Origin of the sequence: Massilia sp. HP4, from assembly GCF_005222695.1 — a bacterium.
GTDB lineage: Bacteria > Pseudomonadota > Gammaproteobacteria > Burkholderiales > Burkholderiaceae_D > Telluria.
Window position 1 is genome coordinate 1 of record NZ_STGG01000057.1, and the last position, 23424, is coordinate 23424.

A 23424-nucleotide genomic window follows, 5' to 3' on the forward strand; every position below is an offset into this window, starting at 1 on the left:
CGGCGCGCGATACACGCGCTGGGTCGCCTTCTTGAAGTCTTCCGGCTTCGCCTCGGGAATGCGCATGAAAGTCTGCGGATTCAAATCGATCAGCGGGAACCACGAGCTCTGCACCTGCACCATGATGCGGTGGCCGCGGCGGAAGGTGTGGCTCACCTGGCCCAGCTCGAAGCTGAGCGCCTCCACCTTGCCCGGCACGAAAGGCTCCGGTTTCTCGTAGCTGTTGCGGAACTTGCCGCGCAATGGATTGCCGCGTACCAGCTGCTGGAAGCCGCCCAGCTTCAGCGCCGGCGGGCCGACGTCGTTGCCCGTGCGCGGCGCGGCCGGCGTCGGATAGTCGGCCGGATACACATCGATCAGTTTCACGACCCAGTCGGCATCGGTGCCGGTAGTCGACACGAACAGCTTCGGCTGCACGGGACCGGCAACCGTCACGTCTTCTTCCAGTACCTCGCTCTGGTACACCAGCACGTCCGGGCGGGTGGCGGCGAAGCGCTGGTCGGACACCATGAATTCGCGCGGCACGCCCTGCGCCGGATAGCCGATATACGGCACCGGGCGCCTGGGGTCGGCCACGTATTCGTCGTAGCCGGCGCCGCTCGCCGCCGGCGCTTGCCAGGCCAGGCTGCCGTTGGCGCCGAAGTACAGGGTGCGCGCCCTGGCCGGCTTCGGCGGCCAGGCGTCGTAGCTGCGCCAGACATTGGTGCCGGTCTCGAACATGGTCGCCGGCGCCAGCGCCTGCTGCGGCTTGACGCCCTTCAGGTGCTGCTCGAAGAACGGGAACTGGATATGGCGCCGGAAGTAGTCGCTGGTGTTGGCATCGAAGCGCACGTGGCCGAGGCGCGCGCCGTCGCCGCGCATCCAGCCGCCGTGCACCCAGGGGCCGACCACCAGCTTGTTCTGCGCGGCCGGACTGTGACGCTTGAGCGCATCGTGGATGGTGAACGGCCCCTGGAAATCCTCGGCGTCGAACCAGCCACCCACGGTCAGCACCGCTGCCTTGACGTTCTTCATGTGCGGGCCGATGGCGCGCGACTGCCAGAATGCGTCATAGGTGTCGTGCTCGATGTTCGGCATGAACAGTTCGCGCTGGCGCTCGCTCATCGTGCCCGCGATCGCGCCCAGGGTCAGGTGCTTGAGGAAGAAATCGTAGCCATCGGCCTCGTCGTAGTCGAAGCCGCCGCCCGACGCCGACTTGGGCGATGGGTTCGGCGCCGCCACGAACGAGGAGTAGAAGTCGAAGTTGGCGGCCAGCTTGAAGGCGCCGCCGTGGTAGGAATCGTCGCCCAGGTACAGGTCGGCGATCGGCGCCTGCGGCGAGGCGGCCTTGATCGCCGGATGCGAATCGATCACGCTGGCGGCGGCGTAGAAGCCCGGATAGCTGATGCCCCAGATGCCGACCTTGCCATTATGGTTCGGGACGTTCTTCAAGAGCCAGGCCACTGTGTCGTGCATGTCCTCGGCCTCGACGCCCTCGCCTTTCTCTTTCCTGGCCTTGGCGTGCGGCGTCATCTCCTGCCACACGCCCTCGGACATATGGCGGCCGCGCACATCCTGCACCACGAAGATGTAGCCGGCTTCCTCGAACTCGCGCGAGGGGCCGAGCGACTCGGGCATCCAGTCCACGCCATAGCGCAGCTGCCCTTCGGCGCGCACGCCGGCGCTGTACGGCGTGCGCTGCATCAGGAAGGGATACGATTGCTTCGTATCCTTCGGCACGTAGACCGCGGTGAACAGGCGCGTGCCGTCGCGCATCGGGATCCGGTACTCGTACTTGGTATAGGCTTCGCGCGTCGCGCGCTTGGCCGGGGCGCTGTCAGGCGCGGCCTGCATGCCGGCAGCAAAGGCCGGCGCGACGCCGGCGAGCAAGAGACCAAGAATGAGTGCGGGCAGCGGACGGCGAATCATGACTTCCTTCGGATGAAAACACTGGGGCCGCCAGTGTAATCGCAATCAGGGGCCGCTGACCGCCGCTGCGCTCTCTTCCTGCACCCCGCGTATCCGCTCGCGCACCAGGTGGATATGACTGCGCAGCCGGTACAGTTCATCGGCATACGCGAGCGGCACCGAGATGTGGTTGACCCGGTCCTCGAGCCCGTCCAGGCGGCGCAGCAAGTCCTTGCGCACCGCGTCGCCCGGATCGATGCCCGCATCTTCCAGCGCCTGCTCGATCGCGCGCAGTTCGCCATACCAGCGATACACGCGCGAACGCACGCGCCACACGTAGATCGGCGGCACGATCTTCGACAAGGGAATGAGCAAGGCGGTCAGCGCCACCACCACGACCCACAGGCGCTCGGCCAGGTTGGCCAGCCAGAAGCTCAGATAGCGCTGCATGAAGGGCGGGCCGTCGCGGTAGTAACGCGCCGCCTCTTGCGCCACCGGGATCTCGGTGTACTTCGGCGACGGGAACTGCCCCTGTTGCTGGAACCAGCCGGCGCCGCCATGGATTTGCGTGGCCGACTTGACCAGCAGGCCGACCAGGGCCGGGTGGATTTCCTCGCGCGCCACGAGGGTCGCGGTCGGCGCGATCAGGTGGTAGTCCTGGGCCGGGATATTGCGGCCCAGGTCGACGATCCCGCGCGGCAGCACCACGTGGGTCAGGAAAGGCAGGCGCCGCGTATAGGCCTCGGCCTGGGCAAAGTCGAACAGCCGGATGCCGGGAGTCTGCAGCAGCATCTGGATCAGCGGCGCTTCTGGCGCCGACGAGAACACCAGGCCGTCGATGCGGCCGGCCAGCAGTTCCACCGTGGCCGGCGTGTTGGCCAGGTCGCCGATTCGCAAGTCTTTCGGTTCGATGCCGTTGGCGTCGAGCACCTGGCGCAGCAGGCGCGGCACGCCGGTGCCTTCCGGACCCAGGTTGATGCGCTTGCCACGCAGGTCGGTGAGTTTCGTGACCTTCGCTTCTTCGCGCAGGAACAGCCAGACCGGTTCGGTGAACAGGCTGCCCAGCGAGACCAGTTCCTGGCGCTCGGCGGCCTCGCCTTCTTCCGCATTCATGGTGTCGCCGTCGGTCGACCCACTCTGCACGAAAGCGACGTCGGCCTCGCCCGCCAGCAGGCGCTGCAGATTGTCGCGGGAGCCCAGGGTCGGCTGCAAGGTCACCTTGATGTCGTCGCGCGCCAGCAGGCTGGCGTACTGCTTGCCGAAGGTCTCGTAGGCGGAATTCTCCTGGCCGGTGGCCAGGCGCAGGCTGCGCGGCGGCGCCGGATCGACCCACCAATAGGCCAGCAGCAGGGCCGCGCCGACCAGCAGGATGGTCGGCCCGGAAGCCACGACCAGGTCGCGCAGCGAGACGATCGAAAAATTCTGCAGGCGCGCGCGCAAGCCCTTGCCCGGCGCGCTACCGCGTCCTTCGTCCGCCGGCTTCAACGCACGCACTGGCGCTGGGCCGCCGCCACTGCCGCAGGTGTTGCGCCCGGCGCCGGCGCCGGCGCCGGAGGCACCGGCTCGATCATCGGCATCAGGCTCGGCGCCAGGGTCACCAGGAGCTGCACCGGCAACGCGCTGGTGAAGTCGTAGTGCTCGGACTGCGGCCCGTGCACATAGGCCGTCATGCTGCCGTAGAAGCGCTCGCCGATATTGAAGACGAAGGTGGCGGAACGGTTCACGTAGCGCGATTCGATCAGGCGGCCGCCGCGCGCATACACGTCGAAGCGCTGGTCGCCGGTGCCGGTCTTGCCGCCCAGCGCGATCACGCTGCCGTCGGCCTGCACGAAGGCGGTCTTGACGCGCTTGGCGGTGCCGTCCGAGACCACGCCCTGGATGGCGTCGGCCACGGTGCGCGCGACTTCGGGCGCCAGCACCTGCTCCTTGCCGCCGCCCTTGTTGCGCTTGACCAGGGTTTCGTACGGCGTGTCCTTGGCGAAGTGCAGCGAATCGATGCGCTCGATGGGCTTGCGCACGCCGCCATTGACGATGATGCCCATCAGTTCGGCCAGCGAGGCCGGCCGGTCGGCCGAGGCGCCCAGCGTGGTCGCGAACGACGGCACCAGCGAATCGAAGGGATAGCCCATCTTCTTCCATTGGGCGTGGATCTTGAGGAAGGCCTCGACCTCGAGCAGGCCGGCGATGCGCTTGTCCTGGGCATTCTTGCGGCTGGTCTTGAACAGCCATTGGTAGACTTCCTGGCGTTCCTTGACGCTGGCCGCGGTCACTTCGGACCAGGTGGCTTTTGGATGCGTGCGCAGGTAGCTCACCAGCCACAGCTCGAGCGGATGGACCGAGGCCACGTAGCCGCGGTCGGCCAGCGACATATTGCGCGGGTCGTACATCTCGTACATCTTGGGGATGCGTTCGGGATCGACCTCGTTGGCCGACGGCAAGGTGGCGTTGATGAAGGCGCCGAAGTGTTCCAGGGTCGCGTTCGGGGCCACCGTGCGGTGGGCCGCGGCCAGCTTCGAGGCCAGCGGACGCACGCCGGAGAACAGCAAGGCTTCGATCTCCTTCGGCGTCTTGCCCTTGTACTTGTTCCAGAACTTGGCCAGGAAATCCTTGCCCTCGTTGTCGGCGAAGCGCGCCAGGTAGGCGGCGCGGCGCGGATCGTTGGCGTCGGCCAGCAGCTGGGCCGAGGAGCCCGGCAGCTGGAACATGTAATAGCGCACCACGTCGCGCATCATGCGCACGAATACCAGGTTGGTGGACTGGCGCAGCGCCTGGTGCACGTCCATGATCTTGTCGTTGTCGAGCCGGCTGAAGTTGCCGAAGGTGTGCAGGCCGCCGCCGGTCATGAAGCGCTCGCCCGGATTGGCCGAATAGCGGCGCGCCATGGCGGCGTCGAGCATGGCTTTCAGGCCGCGGTCGGCGCCGTCCGGCAGGGTCTGGAAGTATTCCAGCGCCCATTGCGACATGCGGTCCTTCGGATCGACTTCGACGCCGTGCAGGCCGATCTTGTCCAACGGCTCGAACCGCTTGTGCAGCTGGTCGACGATATCGAGATAGGTCACCAGGGTGCGCAGCTTGGCGGTGGAGCCGAGGTCGAGCTTGGCGCCTTCGTTGATGTCGAGCGGCTGGTCGTAGTTGTCGGTCTGGACCCGCAGGTAGTTGACGTGCTCGCCGCGCTCCATCAGGGTGAAGCTGTACACCACCTGGGCCGGGTCGCCGTTGCCGAGCAGGCCCTTGCCGGTCAGGCCGGCCGCCTTGGCGTGTTCGGCGTCGGACAGCTGGCGCAGGGCCGCCGTCACCGCCTGCTGGGCATTGCCGTCCAGGGTCGAGACCACCGACAGGTCGAGGCGGTCGACGTTGTACAGGCGCGTGTCGCCGATCAGGTAGCCCAGGTGGTTGCGCACCGCATTGGCCGCCTTGCGCGACACGAACGCATCGGCCGGCGGCGGCGCCACGCCGCTATGCAGCGCCGGCTGCAGTTTCACGGCCAGGGCGGCGTCGCGCAGCTGCGGCGAGATCACGCCGGCTTGCGCCAGCACGCGCAGGTGGCTGTCGGTCAGCACTTCGAGATCGGGCTCGCCGGCGCCCAGGTAGTACGCCGGGCGGCGCTGGGCGATCATCAGGGACAGCGCCTCCTTGTACGCCAGCACGGCGTCGCGGCTCGTCATCGGGCCCTTGAGCATCTGGGTCACCGTATTGAAATCGCGCCCGTACCAGACCCACAGGCCGTCGCCGATGCCGTTCACCTCGCCATAGCCGGACTTGGCCGACAGCGGCACCGTGTTCAGGTAGTCGAGCACGACCTGGCGCCGCGAACCGGTGGTGTCTTCACCGTCCTGGTAGGCACGCAGGGTGGCCGAGGCCATCTGGATGATCTTGTCGGTGGTCGAGCTGGTGCGGCCTTCGGGCGAGTGGCGGTATTTTTCGATCTGGGTCGCCAGCGTGCTGCCGCCGGCCACCCGGCCGCCTCCGCCGAGGCCGATGCTGGACAGGGTCTTGTCGAACACGGCCTTCGAGAAACGGTCCCATTCGACCGCCGGATTGCGGCGCGGATGGCTGGCGTCGAGCAGTTCGCGGTTTTCGATGAACAGCAGGCTTTGCACCAGCAGCGGCGGCGCGGCGTCGAACTTGTCGTAATAGCGCTCGGGGAAGCGCGAGGTATAGATCGGCTGCGAGCGGCAATCGAGGATCTCGAGGCCGACCTTGGTTTTCTCGTGATACGTGGCGTACAGGCCGAGGTCGGCCATCTTGACCATTTGCGGCGAGATGCGGGCCTGGCTTGCTATCGCATAGTCGCGCGTCTGCAGCCGCTCGAGGTACTGCGGCAGGCCGGCGTAGCCGAGCCGGGTATCGTAGGGGCTGGCGGCCGGGAAGCGGATCGCATTGCTGGGGCCGTTTTCCATGCGATAGGTAAGCTCGCTGGCCATGTCGGCGAAGATCTTGGCCTGCAGGCGAGAGGTGCGCGTCTCGAGCACGGCCCAGGCCGCCAGCAGCGCAACCAGCAACAACAGGGCGAGCACCAGCCACAGCTTCCAGCGGCGCTTGCGCGGCGCCGGCTCGTCGTCGCCGGGCTCGCCTTGCGGGCCGCCCGGGATGCCGCCATGGCCCGCCAGGTGCGGGAAGGCTTCGTACAGCGGGACGTCGTTGCCGCCGGCCGCGAGCGCAGGGGCGCCCGCCGCGGCAGCGGCATTGGCTGGCGCAGCCGCGGCAGGCGCAGCCGAATCCACGGCCGAGCTTGCGTCAGCTTCGCCGAAGGTCGGCTCGCTGCGCTTGTTGGCGGCACGCTTGCCGGACACATTACTTGGCCGTCCGAGACGGCGAATACTTTCCATGATGGCTTAACCGGTCTGAATCAAAAAGCTTGCAATCCCCGCCAACCTGCTCGCCATCCGTGGTGCTGCTGGTCCGTTCGAGTGATCGTGGTCTTTGTTAGTTCGCACGCTGGCGGTGCAATCCCACTCCAGATCGCACCGTTCGTAGGCAATATTCCACCACATCAATACGTCCCACGCGAGACGCCGTTTAACAAATTTGCTGCGCTTGGAATATTTTCGCAAAAAAACAACGAGGTCTTGGCTGAGTGACATTACCGTGTGCAATTCTGTCTACGACTATTGTTCTAGCCATCAATCCTTAACGCACGGGAAACGCCGTTGGTGCACAGCCGACCTTTGATCTATATCCAAAGGCCGAATTTCTCGATAACCTCAGGCGGCCTGCGTCACCGGCTCCGCGCGCAACTCTTCAAGGGCTTGCAGGCAGTAGTACTGGAACCAGAGCCCGGCGAACAGGAAGATCATCACGTACAACCACAGCGACACCAGGGCCAGCAATGGGAACAGCACGATCGACAGCACGGCGCCGCCCATCCAGACGATGCCGGGCAGCGCCCCGGCCAGGCCGGTGGTGAAACCGATCGCGAGCAGGGCCGGACGGCGCCGGCGCAGCAAGACCATGCGCTCGGCCTGGCTGGCGTGGGCGGCCAGCGCATCGTAGCTCATCACGCGCGAGGTGACCCAGGCCCACAGGCTGGCCTGCACCAGCCACGCCAGCGGCGGCACCGCATACAAAGGCAGGGTGAACAGCCACAGCAGGGCGAACACGGCGACGCTGCCCACGTTGATCGCCACGCTGCCGAAGAAGGAGCCGCCCTCGTGCTTCTCGAGTTGCGGAAAGTGGCGCTTGCCGACATAGGCCTCGATGGCCGGCATCGCCACCACGCCGACGAACAACAGGGCCGAGCCGATCTTGAGGGGCAACAACAGCACGATCGCCAACAGCGGCACGACCATGACCTTGAGCATGCCCAGGCCGACCATTTCCAGCATGCTGCCGCTGGTCTCGAAACCGCCATACTCGGCGAACATGCCGTGCAGCCAGTCCAGCAGCGGCTGCAGGCCCAACCACATGCCGACGCTCCACAAGGCGATCGCCAGGAGCAACGGCGCCAGCGACAGCAGCAGCATGCGGCCGCTGAACTGCGCGCGCAGGGCGCGTCGGCAAGCGGTCAATACACTGTTCATGGGTTATTCTTCTCCTGATGGCAAGGCGGGATGGGCATCGATGCCGCCATTCTACGGGATGACACCCGATGGACCCATCGACTACAATCATCGTTCAATCTGAACAACAAGGAAGACCATGTCCACCATCACCACCGAATCCGGCCTGCAATACGAAGAGCTCGTCACCGGCGAAGGCGCCGAGGCCAAGGCCGGCCAGCACGTCACCGTGCACTACACCGGCTGGCTGCGCAACGACGACGGCAGCCTGGGCGCCAAGTTCGATTCGAGCAAGGACCGCAACGACCCGTTCGAGTTCGCGCTCGGCGCCGGCCACGTGATCCGCGGCTGGGACGAAGGCGTGCAGGGCATGAAGGTCGGCGGTTCGCGCCGCCTGACCATCCCTGCCAGCCTCGGCTACGGCGCACGCGGCGCCGGTGGCGTGATCCCGCCGAACGCGACCCTGATCTTCGACGTCGACCTGCTGGACGTATAAGCGTGTTTGCCGTGCGCCGTCCTGCGGCGGCGCATGGTTCTACCGTCTTGACGGCGGTATTCGAGCTTCTCTTCTAAAGTGCGGCCGGATTTCCCGTGGCCGTATCCCTCCTGCGCTAAGATGCATGCCGCATTGTCCAAGCGACAATACCGCAATCAACCATCACAGGAGTTTCCATGAGCTTGCAGGAACAGTTCAACCAGGCCCAGATCGATTCGAAGAATCTGTCGGAGCGTCCCGACAACATGACCTTGCTGAAGATTTACGCGCTGTTCAAGCAGGGTTCGAGCGGCGACGCGACCGGCGAGCGTCCGGGCATGACCGATTTCGTGGCGCGCGCCAAGTTCGACGCCTGGGCCGGCCTCCAGGGCACTTCGCAAGAACAAGCCCAGCAGCAGTACATCGACCTGATCGAAGAACTCAAGGGTTGATCGATTACCGCGAATGATCGCTTATCCTGGTTCACGCCGGTAGGGTTGGCGGGTTTCCCGCCGACGCGGTGATCGTTGGCGGCGAGTTCATCCGGCGCGGAAACGGAACCGATAACAATCACCGCGTCGGCGGCATAGCCGCCGACCCTACGCCGCGGCGGCGAAGGTCTTGCGCATCTTTTCCGCGACCTTGGCCTCGATGACCGGCGCGAACGCGCCCATGAAGAAGCCCAGCCGGATGCGCATCGCGGCGCGCTGGTCTTCCAGGGTCAACATCCCCTCCACCCCACTGCGCTCGAAGCGCAGCACATCGCCGTCCCACCTGCATTCCAGCCCGTATTCGGCCGCGATACGTTGCGCCACTTGCTCGGCTGCGGTGCGCGCCGCGTCCGGGCTCAGGTTGTGCTGCTGGACGATGCTGATCTCTGACATCTGGCTGATCCTTCCTGAATCGATTGCGAACAATCCGCCATGATGCCAGTTGCGGCCAAGCTATGCCAGAGCTCGCTACTACAGGGGGAGTTTTGAGGAATCGCACGCGATCTCAATTGATGGGCATCAAAGCGCGCCCGGCAGGGAGCGCGAGGATAAAGAAGCAAGCCCGTCATAACGCGAGGAGTCGCCATGGAAACCCCCGTCGTACCAGCGAACCGCCTGTTGCCGAACGACGCCGAGGCGCCGCAGGCCGCGCAGCCCCCGGTGCGCTTCGTCCCCACCCCGAGCGCGCCCTACCGCCAGCAGCAGCGCGCCGCCCGCCTGCTCGAAGAGCCTGAGATGCCCGGTCCCGCCGCGCCGCCGGCGGCCGAACCGACGCCACATGCCTTCGGCGCCCGCGCCCTCATCTGGAAGCAAGATCCTTCGGTGGGTGAAATCGGCACCCGCAAGGCTTTCCTGCCCGGCGTGGTGCTGGCCGGCCCGCGCGACGCCCGCATCGCCCCGGGCGAGCCGGGCATCGCCGCGGTCGAACCGAACGCCTTCGGCGACTTCGTCACCCAGCCCGACACGCCGCAATTCGACGCCGTCCACACCTTCGTCGTGGTGCGCCAGACACTCACCATGTACCAGCGCGCGCTGGCCGCCGCAGGCAGCGCGATGCCCCTGCCCTGGCAATGGAACAGCAGTAGCGATACCCGGCCGCTGCTGGTCTTCCCGCACGGGCTGCCGAACATCATGAACGCCTTCTACAGCCGCAGCCAGGCCTGCCTCAAGTTCGGCGACTTCATCCCCAATGGCGCCGCCGGCCGGGTATTTACCTGCCGCTCGTTCGACATCGTGTCGCACGAGACCGCGCACGCCGTGCTCGACGGCATCAAGCCGCGCTGGCTGCAGGCCGACGCCCCGCCCCAGACCGGCGGCCTGCACGAAGCCTTTGGCGACCTTACCGCGATCTTCCTGGCCTTGTCGCAGCTCGACCAGTGCGAAGCCGTGATCGCCCAGACCAAGGCCGACCTGCACGACAAATCCTTCCTGACCGACATCGCCGAGCAGTTCGGGCTGGCGCTCGGCAACAGCACCGGCCTGCGCAATGCCGACAACGACATCAAACTGGGCGAGGCCGGCACCCAGGTGCACGCCATCTCGCAGGTGTTCACGGGCGGCGTCTACGATGTGCTGGCCGACCTGTTCACCCATGAGCGCGACCCCGACCGCGAAGACGACGCCGCCGTGCTGCACCGGGTGGCCGGCTACCTGGGCGGCGTGCTGATGCGCGCCCTGATCGCCGCGCCCGACGCCGCCGCCACCTATGCCGACGTGGTCAACGCCATGCTGCAGCTGGTGACGAGCGACGGCAAGCCGGCCGCCTATGCCGACGCCATCCGCGTCCAGTTCAGCCGGCGCGAGGTCGTCGAGGCCGGCCATGGCGGCGCCGACACCACGGCCGCCTTCGTCCCCTGCCTGCCGCTGGCGGCGAAGGTCTGCGATCCTCCCGGCGCCCGGCAAGACCGGCGCGCCTGCTGTGGCACCATGCAGCTGGCCGAGTACGACTGCGCCGAGCGGGTGCTGGCCGGCGAAGCACGCCTGCTGGCGCGCTGGTGCGCGGAGCACGGCCGCCACGGGCCGGCGCTGCCGGGCGGGCCGGCGCTGCCGGACCTGCCGGGCCAGCCGGCGTCCGACTTGCCGGCCGGCCTGGATTCCAACACATCGATGATGGCATGAAGATCAGCGCGCGCGCCTGCGGCGGCTTCGCCGGGCTGGCCCAATCCTACGAACTGGATACGTCCAGCCTGGCCGAAGGACCGGCCCTCGAAACGCTCCTGCGGCGCCTCGACTTCTTCGGCGCCGCCCCAAGCTGCGCGATCGGCGCCGACCTGCCGCGCTGGGAAATCACAGTCGAAGACGGCCCACGCTGCCATACCGTCTTCCTGCGCGAAGACGGCAGCGGCGGCGAGTGGCAGCATCTGCTCGACCGATTGCGGGAGACCGGATGATGCGTCGCGGAGCACTTTTCCGACAGCATCAGGCCGCCCGGCCATCCCCGATGGGCACTTGACAGCCCGCCAAACCGCACGCTCGTGCGCTTTTCTCGTTCATTTGCTTATGTAGATTGTGTATATAGGCGAATTTGTGAGAAAAGCCGAATTGCCCTAAAATACAGTGCTTTGCTCTGTCCGGCCGGCCTATTGTTTTGTTCAGCGCCCGGCGACGCGACATCCCACCAATTGATAGGACTGTTATGACCCACGTTGTCACCGAATCGTGCATCCGCTGTCGTTACACCGACTGCGTCGATGTATGCCCGGTAGATTGTTTCCGGGAAGGCCCGAATTTCCTCGCCATCGATCCTGACGAGTGCATCGACTGCGCCGTCTGCGTCGCCGAGTGCCCGGTGAACGCGATCTTTGCCGAAGAAGACGTGCCTGGCGACCAACAGCAGTTCATCAAGATCAATGCCGACCTGTCACGCTTCTGGCCTTCGATCACCAAGACGAAGCCGGCCCTGCCAGACGCGGAAGAGTGGAAAGACGTCAAGGACAAACTCGACCAACTGGCCCGCTAAACCTGCCGCTGCGCCGCCCGTTCGGCGCCGGCCCGGGGTCGTTCTGCATGGCAGTGCTGGCTGCCATCGCCTCACCAATTCAAAATCACAGGAAGTAAGCGCATGACTATCAGTGCCACCCACGAAGCGGGCAGCATCGCTCCCAACAGTTCCTTCGCCGGCGCCATCGAAGCGGACGCCGTGATCATCGGCGCCGGTCCCGTCGGCCTGTTCCAGGTCTTCGAACTCGGCCTGCTCGAAATCAAGGCCCACGTCATCGATTCGCTGCCGGCCGTCGGCGGCCAGTGCGTGGAACTGTATCCAGATAAACCGATCTATGACATCCCTGCCGTCCCGGTGTGCACCGGCCAGGAACTGACCGACAACCTGCTCAAGCAGATCGAGCCGTTCGAGCCGACCTTCCACCTGGGCCAGGAGGTGACGACCGTCCAGCGCCGCGAAGACAACCGCTTCAACGTCGAGACCTCGACCGGCACCCAGTTCATCACCAAGACCATCTTCATCGCGGCCGGCGTCGGTTCGTTCCAGGCACGCACGATCAAGGTCGACGGCATCGACAAGTTCGAGAACGAGCAGCTGTTCTACCGTGTCAAGGATCCAGCACGCTTCGAGGGCAAGAACATCGTCATCTGCGGCGGCGGCGACTCCGCGCTGGACTGGGCCCTGAACTTCGTCGGCAAGGCCGAATCGGTCGTGCTGGTGCACCGCCGCGATGACTTCCGCGCCGCGCCCGCCTCGGTCGCCAAGATGAAAGCCCTGTGCGACGAGTACGAGATGCAGCTGATCACCGGCCAGGTAACCGGCTTCGACGAAAAAGACGGCCAGCTCTCCGAGGTGAAAGTCACCGGCGCCGATGGCGTCACCCGCCGCGTGCCGCTGGACATGCTGCTGGTGTTCTTCGGCCTGTCGCCGAAACTGGGTCCGATCGCCGAATGGGGCCTGGATATCGAGCGCAAGCAGCTCAAGGTCGTGGACACCGAGAAGTTCGAGACCAATGTCCCGGGCATCTTTGCCGTGGGCGACATCAACACCTACCCGGGCAAGAAGAAGCTGATCCTGTCGGGCTTCCACGAAGCCGCGCTGGCCGCCTTCGGCGCCGCGCCTTACATCTTCCCGGACAAGAAGATCCACATGCAGTACACGACGACCTCGCCGAAACTGCACAAGATCCTGGGCGTCGAAACCCCGGTGTTCGACTAAGAGCCCATCGCCGCGTTCAATAAGTGTTCAGTAAAGTGTTCCGTAAAGTGTTCAGTAACTAAGCGGCGACACAGTCTCCTGAAACGCCCCGCCCTGCGGGGCGTTTCGCTTTATGTGGGGCGCCCAACGGAGCGCACACCGGCAAATATGCTACAAGTGCTCCATGCATTGGAGATAGCCAGAGGCCTTGTTTCCACCGGCCAACCCAAATCCCCTATAATCGGATGAAGCTTATGCGCGGCTGATATTAGCGCAGTGTCAATACGAAGGAATCATTTATGCTTTATCAACTGCACGAGATGCAACGCTCCTTCCTGACCCCGCTGATGCAGTGGGCCGATGCGTCGTCAAAATTGTTCTCCAATCCCGTGTCGCCATTTGCGCACACCCCATTTTCCCAACGTATCGCCGCCGGCTACGAGCTGATGTACCGCCTCGGCAAGGAATACGAAAAACCGGCCTTCGGCCTGAAAACCACCACCATCAATGGTGAAGAGATCGGCATCGTCGAACGCATCGTCGTCGACAAGCCCTTCTGCCAGCTGCTGCATTTCAAGAAAGACATGGGCGATGCCGCCTACGCCGCCCTCGCCCAGCCGACGGTGCTGGTGGTGGCGCCGTTGTCCGGCCACCACGCGACCCTGCTGCGCGACACGGTCAAGGCCCTGCTGGTCGAGCACGACGTCTACATCACCGACTGGGTCGACGCGCGCATGGTGCCGCTGGCCGATGGCGCGTTCCACCTGGACGACTATGTGTTCTACGTGCAGGACTTCATCCGCCACCTGGGCCCGGAAGTGCACGTGATCTCGGTCTGCCAGCCAACGGTGCCGGTGCTGGCCGCGATCGCCCTGATGGCGAGCAACAAGGATGCCAAGCAGCCGAAGACGATGACCATGATGGGCGGCCCGATCGACCCGCGCAAGTCGCCGACCGCGGTCAATGACCTGGCCATCGAGAAGCCGTATTCCTGGTTCGAGAACACCGTGATCTACGCGGTGCCGGGCAATTACCCGGGCTTTGGCCGCAAGGTCTATCCGGGCTTCCTGCAGCACGCCGGCTTCATCGCCATGAACCCGGGCCGCCACGCCCAGAGCCACCGCGAGTTCTACCAGCACCTGGTGCGCGGCGACGACGATTCGGCCGAAGCGCACCGCAAGTTCTACGACGAGTACAACGCCGTGCTGGACATGCCGGCCGAATACTATCTGGACACCATCAAGACCGTGTTCCAGGACTACAGCCTGCCGAAGGGCACCTGGAAGGTCGGCGGCCAGCTGGTACGCCCGCAAGACATCGAATCGGTCGCCCTGCTCACCGTCGAAGGCGAGCTGGACGACATCTCGGGCCTGGGCCAGACCAGCGCCGCGCTGACCCTGTGCACCGGCATCCCGAAGGACAAGAAGCAGGAGTTCGTGGTCGAGAAGGCTGGCCACTACGGCATCTTCTCGGGCCGCCGCTGGCGCGAGATCGTGTGTCCGAAGATCACCGAGTTCATTCGCGCGAACGCGTAGGCGAACGCTGGAAAACAAAAACCGTGGCCATACGCCACGGTTTTTTGTTGTCGGCGCCGGTATCAGCGCCCCATCACCACCTGCGCCACGCGCCCGGTCGCAATCGCCACCAGCGCATAACTTTCACCCGCATCGACCCACTGGTGCCCGCGCGGGGGCTTGGACAGGCGCAGCGCGCGCCAATCCTCGACCACGTGCTGGTGCGCCTGGTAGCGCGCCGGCAAACGCTCGCCGCGCCGCAATTCTCCATCTGCTTCCACGCTCCGGTAGCGCGCCGGATGCACTTGCGCGGCCTGCCCATTACGCGCATTGGCGTCGGTCTTGCCGGCGCCCGACTGCTGCAAGCCGTCCCCTGCCGAAAAGATGGCGGCAAACAGCAAGGGCGCGATCAACTCGTTCATGTCCAATCCCCGGGGTCAGCGTGAGGCAATAGTACAGCAGGGACGCGACGGATTGTCTGTTCGCTCGCCCACGTAGGAAAAAGAATGGCTGAGCAAGGCCGAGTTCGTCAAAAGGCCGGGCTGATCGCCTCCGGCCCGGTTTTGGCGGATAATGTCGGCTTGACCAGATTGCGCCTCCAGCAGAACCTCCCGCCGTGACCAGACCCCTCGCCGACCAGCTCGAAGACCTGCTGCCGCAGACCCAGTGCACCAAGTGCGGCTATCCCGCCTGCCGCCCCTATGCCGAGGCCATGGCGCGCGGCGAGGCCGAGATCAACCAGTGCCCGCCGGGCGGCATGGAAGGCGTGCGCCGCCTGGCCACGGCGACCGGCCGCACCGTCATTCCGATCAATCCGGCCAACGGCCTCGAGCGCCCACGTCCGGTCGCCTTCATCGACGAATCGCTGTGTATCGGCTGCACCCTGTGTATCCAGGCCTGCCCGGTCGATGCAATCATGGGCGCGGCCAAGCAGATGCACACGATCCTGCCGAGCCTGTGCACCGGCTGCGACCTGTGCGTGGCGCCCTGCCCGGTCGACTGCATCGCGATGGTGCCCGTCACGGGCGAACGCACCGGCTGGGACGCCTGGTCGCAGCAGGACGCCGACGCCGCGCGCGAGCGCCACGATTTTCGCACTGCGCGCCTGCAGCGCGAGCGCGAGGAAAACGATGCCCGCCTGGCCGCCAAGGCCGTGGAAAAGATGCGCGCGGTGACCGCCGAAGTGACGAATACGCCGGAAGAACTGGCCGAGAAGGAGCGCAAGCGCGCCATCATCGCCGCCGCCATGGAACGCGCGCGCCTGAAGGCGGCCGGCAACCCGGACCAGAACTGAACGACCATGAACCCCGCCAAACGCCTGGAAATCTTCACCCGCTTTCGCGCCGCCAATCCCAAGCCGACCACCGAACTCGAATTTTCGACCCCGTTCGAACTCCTGATCGCGGTGCTATTGTCGGCGCAATCGACCGACGTCGGCGTCAACAAGGCCATGCGCCGCCTGTTCCCGGTGGCGAACACGCCGCAAGCCATCCTCGACCTGGGCCTGGATGAACTGAAGTCATACATCTCGACCATCGGCCTGTACAACACCAAGGCGAAGAACGTGATGGCGACCTGCCAGATCCTGGTCGAGCAGCATGGCGGCGAAGTGCCGCCCGTGCGCGAGGCGCTGGAAGCACTGCCCGGCGTCGGCCGCAAGACCGCGAACGTGGTGCTCAATACCGCCTTTGGGGAACCGACCATGGCGGTCGACACCCATATCTTCCGCGTTTCGAACCGAACCAAGGTCGCGCCGGGCAAGAACGTCGACATCGTCGAACAAAAACTGTTGAAGTTCGTGCCGAAGGATTTCTTGCACGACGCCCACCACTGGCTCATCCTGCACGGCCGCTATACCTGCGTGGCGCGCAAACCGAAATGCTGGAACTGCCTGATCGCCGACCTGTGCGAATTCAAGGACAAGACGCCGGCGCCGGCCGGCGTGCTCGATCCGGCGGTGCAGGCAGCAGCTGCTGCCGCCTCCGCCGCGAGCTAGGCAGCTAGCGAGCACTCACCCTACAGCAACACCATATTGTCGCGATGGACCAGCTCCGGCCCCTCGACAAAGCCCAGGATGCGTTCGATCTCGGTCGACGAATGGCGCATGATGCGCCGCACCTCGCTGCTGGCATAGTTGGTCAGCCCGCGCGCCAGCGGCTTGCCGGCCTCGTCGACGCAGGTGATCACCTGGCCGCGCCCGAACTCGCCGTTCACGGCCAGCACGCCGATCGGCAGCAGCGACTTGCCCTCCCTGGTCAGCTTGGCGACCGCGCCGGCGTCGATCACGACTTCGCCCGTGGTGTGCAGGTGGTCGACCATCCACTGGCGGCGCGCCGTCAGGCGGCCGGTCGCAGCCAGCAATTGCGTGCCGATCGATTCGCCGCCGGCCAGGCGGGTGAGCACGTCCGGCTCGCGGCCCCAGGCGATCACGGTGTGGGCGCCGGAACGCGCCGCGCGCTTGGCGGCCAGCACCTTGGTCAGCATGCCGCCGCGCCCGATGCTGCTGCCGGCGCCGCCGGCCATCGCCTCCAGGGCGACGTCGCCGGCCTGGGCCTGCTCGATCAGCTGGGCGTTCGGGTCCTTGCGCGGGTCGGCCGAATACAGGCCCGGCTGGTCGGTCAGGATCACCAGCGCATCGGCCTCGATCAGGTTGGCGACCAGGGCGCCGAGCGTGTCGTTGTCGCCGAACTTGATCTCGTCGGTGACGACGGTATCGTTCTCGTTGATGATCGGGACCACGTCCAGGCGCAGCAAGGTGGTGAGGGTCGAGCGCGCGTTCAGGTAGCGCTCGCGGTCGGCCAGGTCGGCATGCGTCAGCAGTACCTGGGCGGTCTTGACGCCGTGCGCGGAAAAGCTGGTTTCATAGATTTGCGCCAGGCCCATCTGGCCGCAGGCGGCGCAAGCCTGCAGCTCGTGGATATCGGTCGGCCGTTTCGTGAAACCGAGACGCAGCATGCCCTCGGCGATGGCGCCCGAGCTGACCAGGACCACGTCCTTGCCGAGCGCACGCAGCGCGGCGATCTGGAAAGCCCAGCGGGCGATGGCGGTATGGTCCAGGCCCCGCCCCTCGTCGGTGACGAGGGAGGAGCCGACCTTGACGATGATGCGGGAGGCTTGTTGGAGTGCTGAGTTCATGGCGACAGGAATTTACCCCGCGGTCGCAATGCGAGCAGGGCAAGTCCTGCCAGCAGTTCAACCGCGCAGACGACTAATAATACCCCCGTGGGCAAGCCGATCGCGAATGCCGCGACGAGGCGGCCGGCCGGCTGGGCCAGGAGGAACAGGGCAGTAAGGTCGCCAAGGATGGGCTGGTCGCCCTGCCTGGCCGCCAACAGCGCCAACCCCGCGGTAGCGAGGCGGATGCCGACGTAGATGGCGTAGAACTGGCTGTAGCCGTTCACGCCAACGAGAAACAGGCCCATCGCCGACGCAATCAGGTCGGGATCGAGCATGGCCGCGAGTGCGGCCAGCGAACTGGCGGTCGCGACCAGCTGCAGCAGCTGGCCGCGCAGCCAGGCGCGGGTCCACATCGCGGTCGGTGCAGCGCTTGCGCTCAAGTTCAGTCTTCGATGATCTTGAAGCGTGGATCGTCAGGATCGATCGACGAAATGCCGCGCGCTTCCTCGGTCATCGAGGTTTCTTCGGCGCGCTGCTCGGAATGGCGCTTTTCTTCGAGGTGCAGGTAGATCGCGTTGATCAGGTCCTGGCAGCCTTCGCGGTTCAGGGCCGAAATCTCGAACACGGGGCCTTTCCAGGCGAGGCGCTTGATGACGTCCTTGACGCGCTTCTTGCGCTCGGCGTCGTCGAGCACGTCGAGCTTGTTCAGCACCAGCCAGCGCGGCTTGTTGAGCAACTCTTCGTCGTACTTTTCAAGTTCCTTGATCAGCGCCTTGGCTTCCTTGACCGGATCGACTTTTTCGTCGAACGACGACAGGTCGACAATGTGCAGCAAGAGGCCGGTACGCGCCAGGTGGCGCAGGAACTGGTGGCCAAGGCCGGCGCCTTCGGAGGCGCCTTCGATCAGGCCGGGAATGTCGGCAATGACGAAGCTCTTCTCGTGCGACACGCGCACCACGCCCAGGTTCGGGTGCAGGGTAGTAAACGGGTAGTCGGCGATCTTCGGCTTGGCGTTCGACACGGCCGTGATGAAGGTCGACTTGCCGGCGTTCGGCATGCCCAACAGGCCCACGTCGGCCAGCACCTTCAGCTCGAGGCGCAGGGTACGGCGTTCGCCTTCCTTGCCCTCGGTCTTCTGGCGCGGAGCACGATTGGTCGAGGTTTTAAAATGGATATTGCCCCAACCGCCCTCGCCGCCCTTGGCCAGCAGTTCACTCTGGCCGTGTTCGGTCAGGTCGGCAATGATCTCGCCGTTGAGGTCGTCGATGATCAGCGTGCCGACCGGCATGCGGATCGTGATGTCTTCGGCGCCCTTGCCGTAGCAATCCGAGCCGCGGCCCGGTTCGCCATGCTTGCCGGTGTGGACTTTCGAGTAACGGAAGTCGACCAGGGTATTCACATTGCGGTCGGCAACCACGTAGATCGAGCTGCCCTTGCCGCCGTCGCCGCCGTCCGGACCGCCGAATGGGCGGAACTTCTCGCGACGGAACGAGGCGCACCCGTTGCCGCCGTCGCCAGCGATGACTTCAATTCTTGCTTCGTCAATAAACTTCATGATTGTGACCGCTAAAAAACTAAAAAGGCCCTACCGTGGGCAGAGCCTTTCGATGGAAGGCTTGCGCCTTGCAAAGAAGCGCCGCTGGTGCGGCGCAGATGCGTTATTACGCTGCGACTGCTTCGTTGGCAACGACGGTCACGAATTGCTTCGAGCCCACGCCTTGCTTGACGAACTTGACGGTACCGTCGACCAGCGCGAACAGGGTGTGATCCTTGCCCGTGCCGACGTTGCTGCCAGCGCGCACTGGGGTGCCACGTTGACGGATGATGATGCCGCCGGCATTGATTGCCTGGCCGCCGTAGACTTTCACGCCGAGGCGCTTGCTTTCTGAGTCACGGCCGTTGCGGGTAGTACCGCCGCCTTTTTTGTGTGCCATTTGTTTACTCCTTGATGACTATGCTGGGAACCGGAACGGCGATTAGCCGTTGATCGTAACGATCTGGATTTCGGTGAAGTTCTGGCGATGGCCCTGACGCTTCTGGTAGTGCTTACGACGGCGCATCTTGAAGATACGGACCTTGTCGTGACGACCATGCGAAACCACTTTCACCAGCACCGTTGCACCTTCGACCAGTGGAGCACCAAACTTGATGCTTTCGCCTTCGCCGACGGCGAGGACCTGATCGATCGTGAGTTCGGAACCAATGTCTGCCGGTATCTGTTCTACTTTAAGTTTTTCACCAGCGACAACTTTGTATTGCTTGCCACCGGTTTTTATGACCGCGTACATGATTTGAAACCCCATCAAATGTTAAAAGAATCCGCCAGCAACAGAGCCTCGCGCAAGAGCGCTGGACTATTTGTAAGCCGGGGAACAGGGGATTATACATAAATTGCCGTGGTGCGTCAAAAGCGACCAATGATCTCTTGCGTACGTGGCAGGACGCCAACGCCACGCGGGCGTTTGCAGCGCTCTCACCCGTGAGCGCTACTCTGCCGGCAGCACGGAGTTCCCTTGCATACCGTATAATCGCGGCACTCTTATAGTTAACCCACGTCTTCGCAGGTCAGCCTTGTCAGCCGCCACTCAACACGCCCAACAGAACACCATCGTCCAATCGATCGCCCCTGACATGGAGGCCGTCAATACGGTGATCCGCCAGCGGCTGCATTCCGACGTCACCCTGGTGAACCAGATCGCCGAGTACATCATCAGCGCCGGCGGCAAGCGTATCCGTCCGGTACTGGTGCTGCTGCTGGCCAATGCCTACGGCTACCGCGGCACGGCCCACCATGAGCTGGCCGCCGTGGTCGAGTTCATCCACACCGCGACCCTGCTGCACGACGACGTGGTCGACGAATCCTCGATGCGCCGCGGCCGCCAGACCGCCAACGCCCTGTTCGGCAATGCCGCCTCGGTGCTGGTGGGCGACTTCCTGTACTCGCGCTCGTTCCAGATGATGGTCGGCCTGGACAATATGCGCGTGATGCAGATCCTGTCCGACGCCACCAACGTGATTGCCGAAGGCGAAGTGCTGCAACTGCTGAACATGCACGACCCGGACGTGACCGAGGCGGCCTACCTGCTGGTGATCCGCTCCAAGACCGCCAAGCTGTTCGAAGCGGCGGCCGAGCTCGGCGCACTGGTGGCCGGCGCCAACGACGCGCAGATCGCCGCGGCCGGCGAATACGGCCGCTCGCTGGGCACCGCCTTCCAGCTGATCGACGACGTGCTCGACTACGCGGGCGACGCCGCCGAGATCGGCAAGAACCTGGGCGACGACCTGCGCGAAGGCAAACCTACCCTGCCGCTGATCTGGCTGATGGAACACGGCACGCCGCAGCAGCGCGAGCTGGTGCGCAACTGCATCGAACAAGGTGACGAGCAGCAATTCGACGCCGTGCTGGCGGCGGTGACGTCGAGCGGCGCACTGGATTACACCCGCAAACAGGCCGAAGAAGCAGCCCGCCGCGCCTCGAATGCGATCGCCGATTTGCCTGACAGCGTCTATAAGGACAGCCTGCTCCAGCTCAGCCGTTTCGCTGTTGACAGGAACCATTAAGGGAAATTATATTTACGGTCACGGGGTGGCCGTATTGACATCCCGAACCGTCGGGGTGTAGCTTAGCCCGGTAGAGCGCTACGTTCGGGACGTAGAGGCCGGAGGTTCGAATCCTCTCACCCCGACCAGTATTCATGAAGCCAGACCGGGCATCACGGTCGCACGCCCTGCGACGCGACGCCCAAGTGTTCAGCACACGGCGCAGGACGCGACTCAGGGTGGGGATCGGGTCCGCCAGCTTGGCCAAACGCTCGATAAACCGCCAACCCGCCCGAACTGCTATCACCGCTATCAAAGACGTGAGCAAATGTACTCAGCGTCCTCTTCCTGCCCCGAACCGTCTTATTGACCGCGTTCGTACCTAACAGGCGTAACTTTCCCGCCTGCCGTTAGCAACACACTAGCGACAGTGCCTGGCGTTGCCGCCAGACTCGCTACGGGTAGCGCCGATCGCACCTCGACGCCGTCGGTGGCGAACCGTATCTCATGCCAGTGTGCAGTAATGAGATATCCCGTTCACTTCCTCATCTGCTGTGCTTGGTTTTCGCGACATAGATGAGCACTTCAATCGTGCTTCGCTTTACCCGCTTACGTACCATCAGACACTCAAGCCGCAACTAGAGCTCCGCTCCTTCAGTGGCTTTAAGCATGCAGTTCGACAACTTGTCGAAATAAAGAAGCGCAGCTTGAGTCAGCTCTATCTGTTTGCGCCGCGCATCCTCGGTATCCGCAAGCATAATCCACCCCTTCTCTCTCATGGATTTAAGGCGAGTGTGGATGGTTGCGGGGGCGCCAAGCTCGTTTTTCCCCATCATGTCTCGGACCGATAGACGCTGCTCGTCCTGTCCCGCTTTGGCGACGAGGGCGAGTATACGTTCTTCCAAGGGGTCCAACGGCGGCAGGGATGGCAAGCCGCGCAGCGCCTCCGCAAGTTGCAAAAAGCGCAAGTAGATGTCAGCGAGGCGTGTCTTTTTCATACCAGAACAGGACGACTAGTTGCAAATATCTATAGAAAGAAGTTAAGCTGCTTCAACCTTATGTAGTTCGCTACAAAAGTTAAAACATTCTACATCAATTCAAGGCAGACCATGAGCCAACTGCGGCTGAACCTCTTGATGGTCACAGCAACCATAATCATGTTTGTTGTCACACTGGCAATTAATGAATTACTATTCACCAAATTGGAGTTAACCGCAGGTATCAACTGGATCTACTTGCCTGCTGGTATTCGACTACTTTGTACGCTTTTGTTTGCTGAAGCTGGAGCAATCGGATTGCTGTTAGTTTCGTGGAGCGTTTGCTTCTTCTATTTTTTCCCCAATGACCCCGTCCGCTCGTTCGCCGGCGGAATTATTGCCAGTGCTGCACCTTACTTAGTCTACCTGGCTGCGAAAAAATACTTCGGGCTGAGCACAACTCTCAGCAATTTATCGCCAGTGAGGCTGCTTCAATGTGCGGCCACATTCTCACTGGCTAGCCCGTTCCTTCATCACCTTTGGTTCGCAATTTATGAAAATAAGCCACGTTTGGCTGAAAGCTTTCTTGTCATGGTTATCGGCGACTTCTGTGGATCGATAATAGTTCTGTATATAGCGAAATTCGTCCTTACTCAAATTCCTCGTCATACTCATCAACCGCGTCGTGAGGCTGCTGATTCCTGATCTGCCTGGTCTGATTCATCGAAAATAATGCCCCTTCAAATAGCAGCCGGTAGCCGAAGCGATTGAGACTGGCCAGAGATGAGCAAGTATAAATTTCTACGCTGCTGCCTCGAAGCAGATCGCGGAACGATCCATGTACCGCGATTCTTTTACTACGGAGTATTAATTTTTCTGTACGCAATATTTGCCTCAAAAATCCGCGTTGCAAGCTTAATCCCACCACGCATTTTCTCTAGGCAATAATCACCCTCGCCGTCATACGCTGCACGCCGGATAGCTTCAAGCATTGGCAGGGTGCGCTGGACCATGAGAACCGAAATTTCTTGTCGATCCTGGTGACGAATATCGTATCCCATTTCGCGGTGCGACTCCATGCGATACATCCTGCCATTTAGTCTGGAAAGCTCCTCCTCGAGCCGGTTAGCAGCATACACGCAGGCTTGCTTTCCTTCTTGGGAGATGTTGGGGGAGCCATCCCGGACACTGGGAACAATGGGAATCTGTTGTGAGAATGCTTGTGTACAGATGCACATTATCAAAAGGGCGACCGTTACTCTCATTATTCCTCCGTCTGTAATGTT

Annotated in this window: 24 protein-coding genes and 1 tRNA gene; 12 read left to right on the forward strand and 13 right to left on the reverse strand. The window is 63.7% G+C overall.

Annotated elements, in window-relative coordinates; genetic code table 11:
- The 4 genes from E8M83_RS20780 to E8M83_RS20795 all read right to left on the reverse strand — a co-directional run.
- The coding region (locus E8M83_RS20780) for a CocE/NonD family hydrolase (RefSeq protein ID WP_137175264.1) at positions 1-1908 on the reverse strand (1908 nt) is incomplete at its 3' end.
- 45 nt (positions 1909-1953) lie between these two features.
- Positions 1954-3372, reverse strand: a complete 1419-nt coding sequence (locus E8M83_RS20785) for a TAXI family TRAP transporter solute-binding subunit (protein WP_229491771.1) — start codon at positions 3370-3372, stop codon at positions 1954-1956.
- Positions 3369-6716, reverse strand: coding sequence for a transglycosylase domain-containing protein (locus E8M83_RS20790; protein WP_137175265.1), 3348 nt, complete (start codon positions 6714-6716; stop codon positions 3369-3371). Before E8M83_RS20790 ends, E8M83_RS20785 begins: the two co-directional genes overlap by 4 nt.
- A gap of 375 nt (positions 6717-7091) precedes the next feature.
- Positions 7092-7907: an EI24 domain-containing protein gene (locus E8M83_RS20795; RefSeq protein ID WP_137175266.1), complete on the reverse strand. Its 816-nt coding sequence runs from the start codon at positions 7905-7907 to the stop codon at positions 7092-7094.
- Between the two features lie 118 nt (positions 7908-8025).
- Here E8M83_RS20795 and E8M83_RS20800 point away from each other — a divergent pair, with 118 nt between their 5' ends.
- Positions 8026-8382, forward strand: a complete 357-nt coding sequence (locus tag E8M83_RS20800) for an FKBP-type peptidyl-prolyl cis-trans isomerase (protein WP_137175267.1) — start codon at positions 8026-8028, stop codon at positions 8380-8382.
- A 176-nt stretch (positions 8383-8558) separates the two neighbouring features.
- A complete protein-coding gene (locus tag E8M83_RS20805; protein WP_137175268.1) occupies positions 8559-8813 on the forward strand; it encodes an acyl-CoA-binding protein in 255 nt (84 codons plus the stop codon).
- Positions 8814-8960: 147 nt separating this feature from the next.
- Here the strand turns inward: E8M83_RS20805 and E8M83_RS20810 are convergent, their stop codons facing one another.
- A complete protein-coding gene (locus E8M83_RS20810; protein WP_137175269.1) occupies positions 8961-9245 on the reverse strand; it encodes a polyhydroxyalkanoic acid system family protein in 285 nt (94 codons plus the stop codon).
- A gap of 192 nt (positions 9246-9437) precedes the next feature.
- Here E8M83_RS20810 and E8M83_RS20815 point away from each other — a divergent pair, with 192 nt between their 5' ends.
- The 5 genes from E8M83_RS20815 (at position 9438) to E8M83_RS20835 (ending at position 14525) form a co-directional block, all read left to right on the forward strand.
- Entirely contained in the window at positions 9438-10970 is a 1533-nt protein-coding gene (locus E8M83_RS20815; RefSeq protein ID WP_137175270.1) for a hypothetical protein, read from the forward strand.
- Positions 10967-11242, forward strand: a complete 276-nt coding sequence (locus E8M83_RS20820) for a protealysin inhibitor emfourin (RefSeq protein WP_137175271.1) — start codon at positions 10967-10969, stop codon at positions 11240-11242. The genes E8M83_RS20815 and E8M83_RS20820 overlap by 4 nt, the downstream gene beginning before the upstream one ends.
- Before the next feature lie 245 nt (positions 11243-11487).
- Positions 11488-11811 (forward strand): ferredoxin FdxA, encoded by a 324-nt coding sequence (gene fdxA, locus E8M83_RS20825; protein ID WP_137175272.1) that lies wholly within the window; start codon positions 11488-11490, stop codon positions 11809-11811.
- A gap of 102 nt (positions 11812-11913) precedes the next feature.
- On the forward strand, positions 11914-13011 hold the full coding sequence (locus E8M83_RS20830) for an NAD(P)/FAD-dependent oxidoreductase (RefSeq protein ID WP_229491725.1): 1098 nt from the start codon (positions 11914-11916) through the stop codon (positions 13009-13011).
- Positions 13012-13289: 278 nt separating this feature from the next.
- Complete coding sequence (locus tag E8M83_RS20835; protein ID WP_137175273.1) at positions 13290-14525, forward strand: polyhydroxyalkanoate depolymerase; 1236 nt, start codon at positions 13290-13292, stop codon at positions 14523-14525.
- Between the two features lie 62 nt (positions 14526-14587).
- Here E8M83_RS20835 and E8M83_RS20840 read toward each other — a convergent pair whose 3' ends face one another.
- Positions 14588-14926, reverse strand: coding sequence for an RcnB family protein (locus tag E8M83_RS20840; protein ID WP_137175274.1), 339 nt, complete (start codon positions 14924-14926; stop codon positions 14588-14590).
- A gap of 194 nt (positions 14927-15120) precedes the next feature.
- Between E8M83_RS20840 and rsxB the strand changes: the two genes are divergently transcribed.
- Both rsxB and nth read left to right on the forward strand, forming a co-directional pair.
- A complete protein-coding gene (gene rsxB, locus E8M83_RS20845) occupies positions 15121-15798 on the forward strand; it encodes an electron transport complex subunit RsxB (RefSeq protein WP_137175275.1) in 678 nt (225 codons plus the stop codon).
- A 6-nt stretch (positions 15799-15804) separates the two neighbouring features.
- Positions 15805-16500 carry an endonuclease III gene (gene nth, locus E8M83_RS20850; RefSeq protein ID WP_137175276.1) on the forward strand — a complete coding sequence of 232 codons (696 nt, stop codon included), beginning with the start codon at positions 15805-15807 and terminating at the stop codon, positions 16498-16500.
- A 20-nt stretch (positions 16501-16520) separates the two neighbouring features.
- Here nth and proB read toward each other — a convergent pair whose 3' ends face one another.
- From proB to rplU, 5 genes are all read right to left on the reverse strand, one after another.
- On the reverse strand, positions 16521-17639 hold the full coding sequence (gene proB / locus E8M83_RS20855) for a glutamate 5-kinase (protein ID WP_137175277.1): 1119 nt from the start codon (positions 17637-17639) through the stop codon (positions 16521-16523).
- Positions 17636-18061: a hypothetical protein gene (locus E8M83_RS20860; protein WP_229491726.1), complete on the reverse strand. Its 426-nt coding sequence runs from the start codon at positions 18059-18061 to the stop codon at positions 17636-17638. The genes proB and E8M83_RS20860 overlap by 4 nt, the downstream gene beginning before the upstream one ends.
- 2 nt (positions 18062-18063) lie before the next feature.
- Entirely contained in the window at positions 18064-19176 is a 1113-nt protein-coding gene (gene cgtA, locus E8M83_RS20865; RefSeq protein WP_137175278.1) for an Obg family GTPase CgtA, read from the reverse strand.
- Positions 19177-19282: 106 nt separating this feature from the next.
- Positions 19283-19555 carry a 50S ribosomal protein L27 gene (gene rpmA / locus E8M83_RS20870; protein WP_137175279.1) on the reverse strand — a complete coding sequence of 91 codons (273 nt, stop codon included), beginning with the start codon at positions 19553-19555 and terminating at the stop codon, positions 19283-19285.
- Between the two features lie 42 nt (positions 19556-19597).
- Positions 19598-19909 carry a 50S ribosomal protein L21 gene (rplU, locus tag E8M83_RS20875; protein ID WP_137175280.1) on the reverse strand — a complete coding sequence of 104 codons (312 nt, stop codon included), beginning with the start codon at positions 19907-19909 and terminating at the stop codon, positions 19598-19600.
- Between the two features lie 283 nt (positions 19910-20192).
- Here rplU and ispB point away from each other — a divergent pair, with 283 nt between their 5' ends.
- On the forward strand, positions 20193-21182 hold the full coding sequence (gene ispB, locus E8M83_RS20880; RefSeq protein ID WP_137175281.1) for an octaprenyl diphosphate synthase: 990 nt from the start codon (positions 20193-20195) through the stop codon (positions 21180-21182).
- Positions 21183-21233: 51 nt separating this feature from the next.
- Positions 21234-21310: transfer RNA gene (locus E8M83_RS20885), tRNA-Pro, on the forward strand.
- A 489-nt stretch (positions 21311-21799) separates the two neighbouring features.
- On the opposite strand, the gene E8M83_RS20890 is transcribed toward E8M83_RS20885, so the two are convergent.
- Positions 21800-22159: a winged helix-turn-helix domain-containing protein gene (locus E8M83_RS20890; protein WP_137175282.1), complete on the reverse strand. Its 360-nt coding sequence runs from the start codon at positions 22157-22159 to the stop codon at positions 21800-21802.
- Between the two features lie 111 nt (positions 22160-22270).
- On the opposite strand from E8M83_RS20890, the gene E8M83_RS20895 reads away from it, so the two are divergent.
- Positions 22271-22843 carry a hypothetical protein gene (locus tag E8M83_RS20895; RefSeq protein WP_137175283.1) on the forward strand — a complete coding sequence of 191 codons (573 nt, stop codon included), beginning with the start codon at positions 22271-22273 and terminating at the stop codon, positions 22841-22843.
- A gap of 152 nt (positions 22844-22995) precedes the next feature.
- Here the strand turns inward: E8M83_RS20895 and E8M83_RS20900 are convergent, their stop codons facing one another.
- Positions 22996-23217, reverse strand: a complete 222-nt coding sequence (locus tag E8M83_RS20900) for a hypothetical protein (RefSeq protein WP_137175284.1) — start codon at positions 23215-23217, stop codon at positions 22996-22998.
- Positions 23218-23424: the final 207 nt, after the last annotated feature.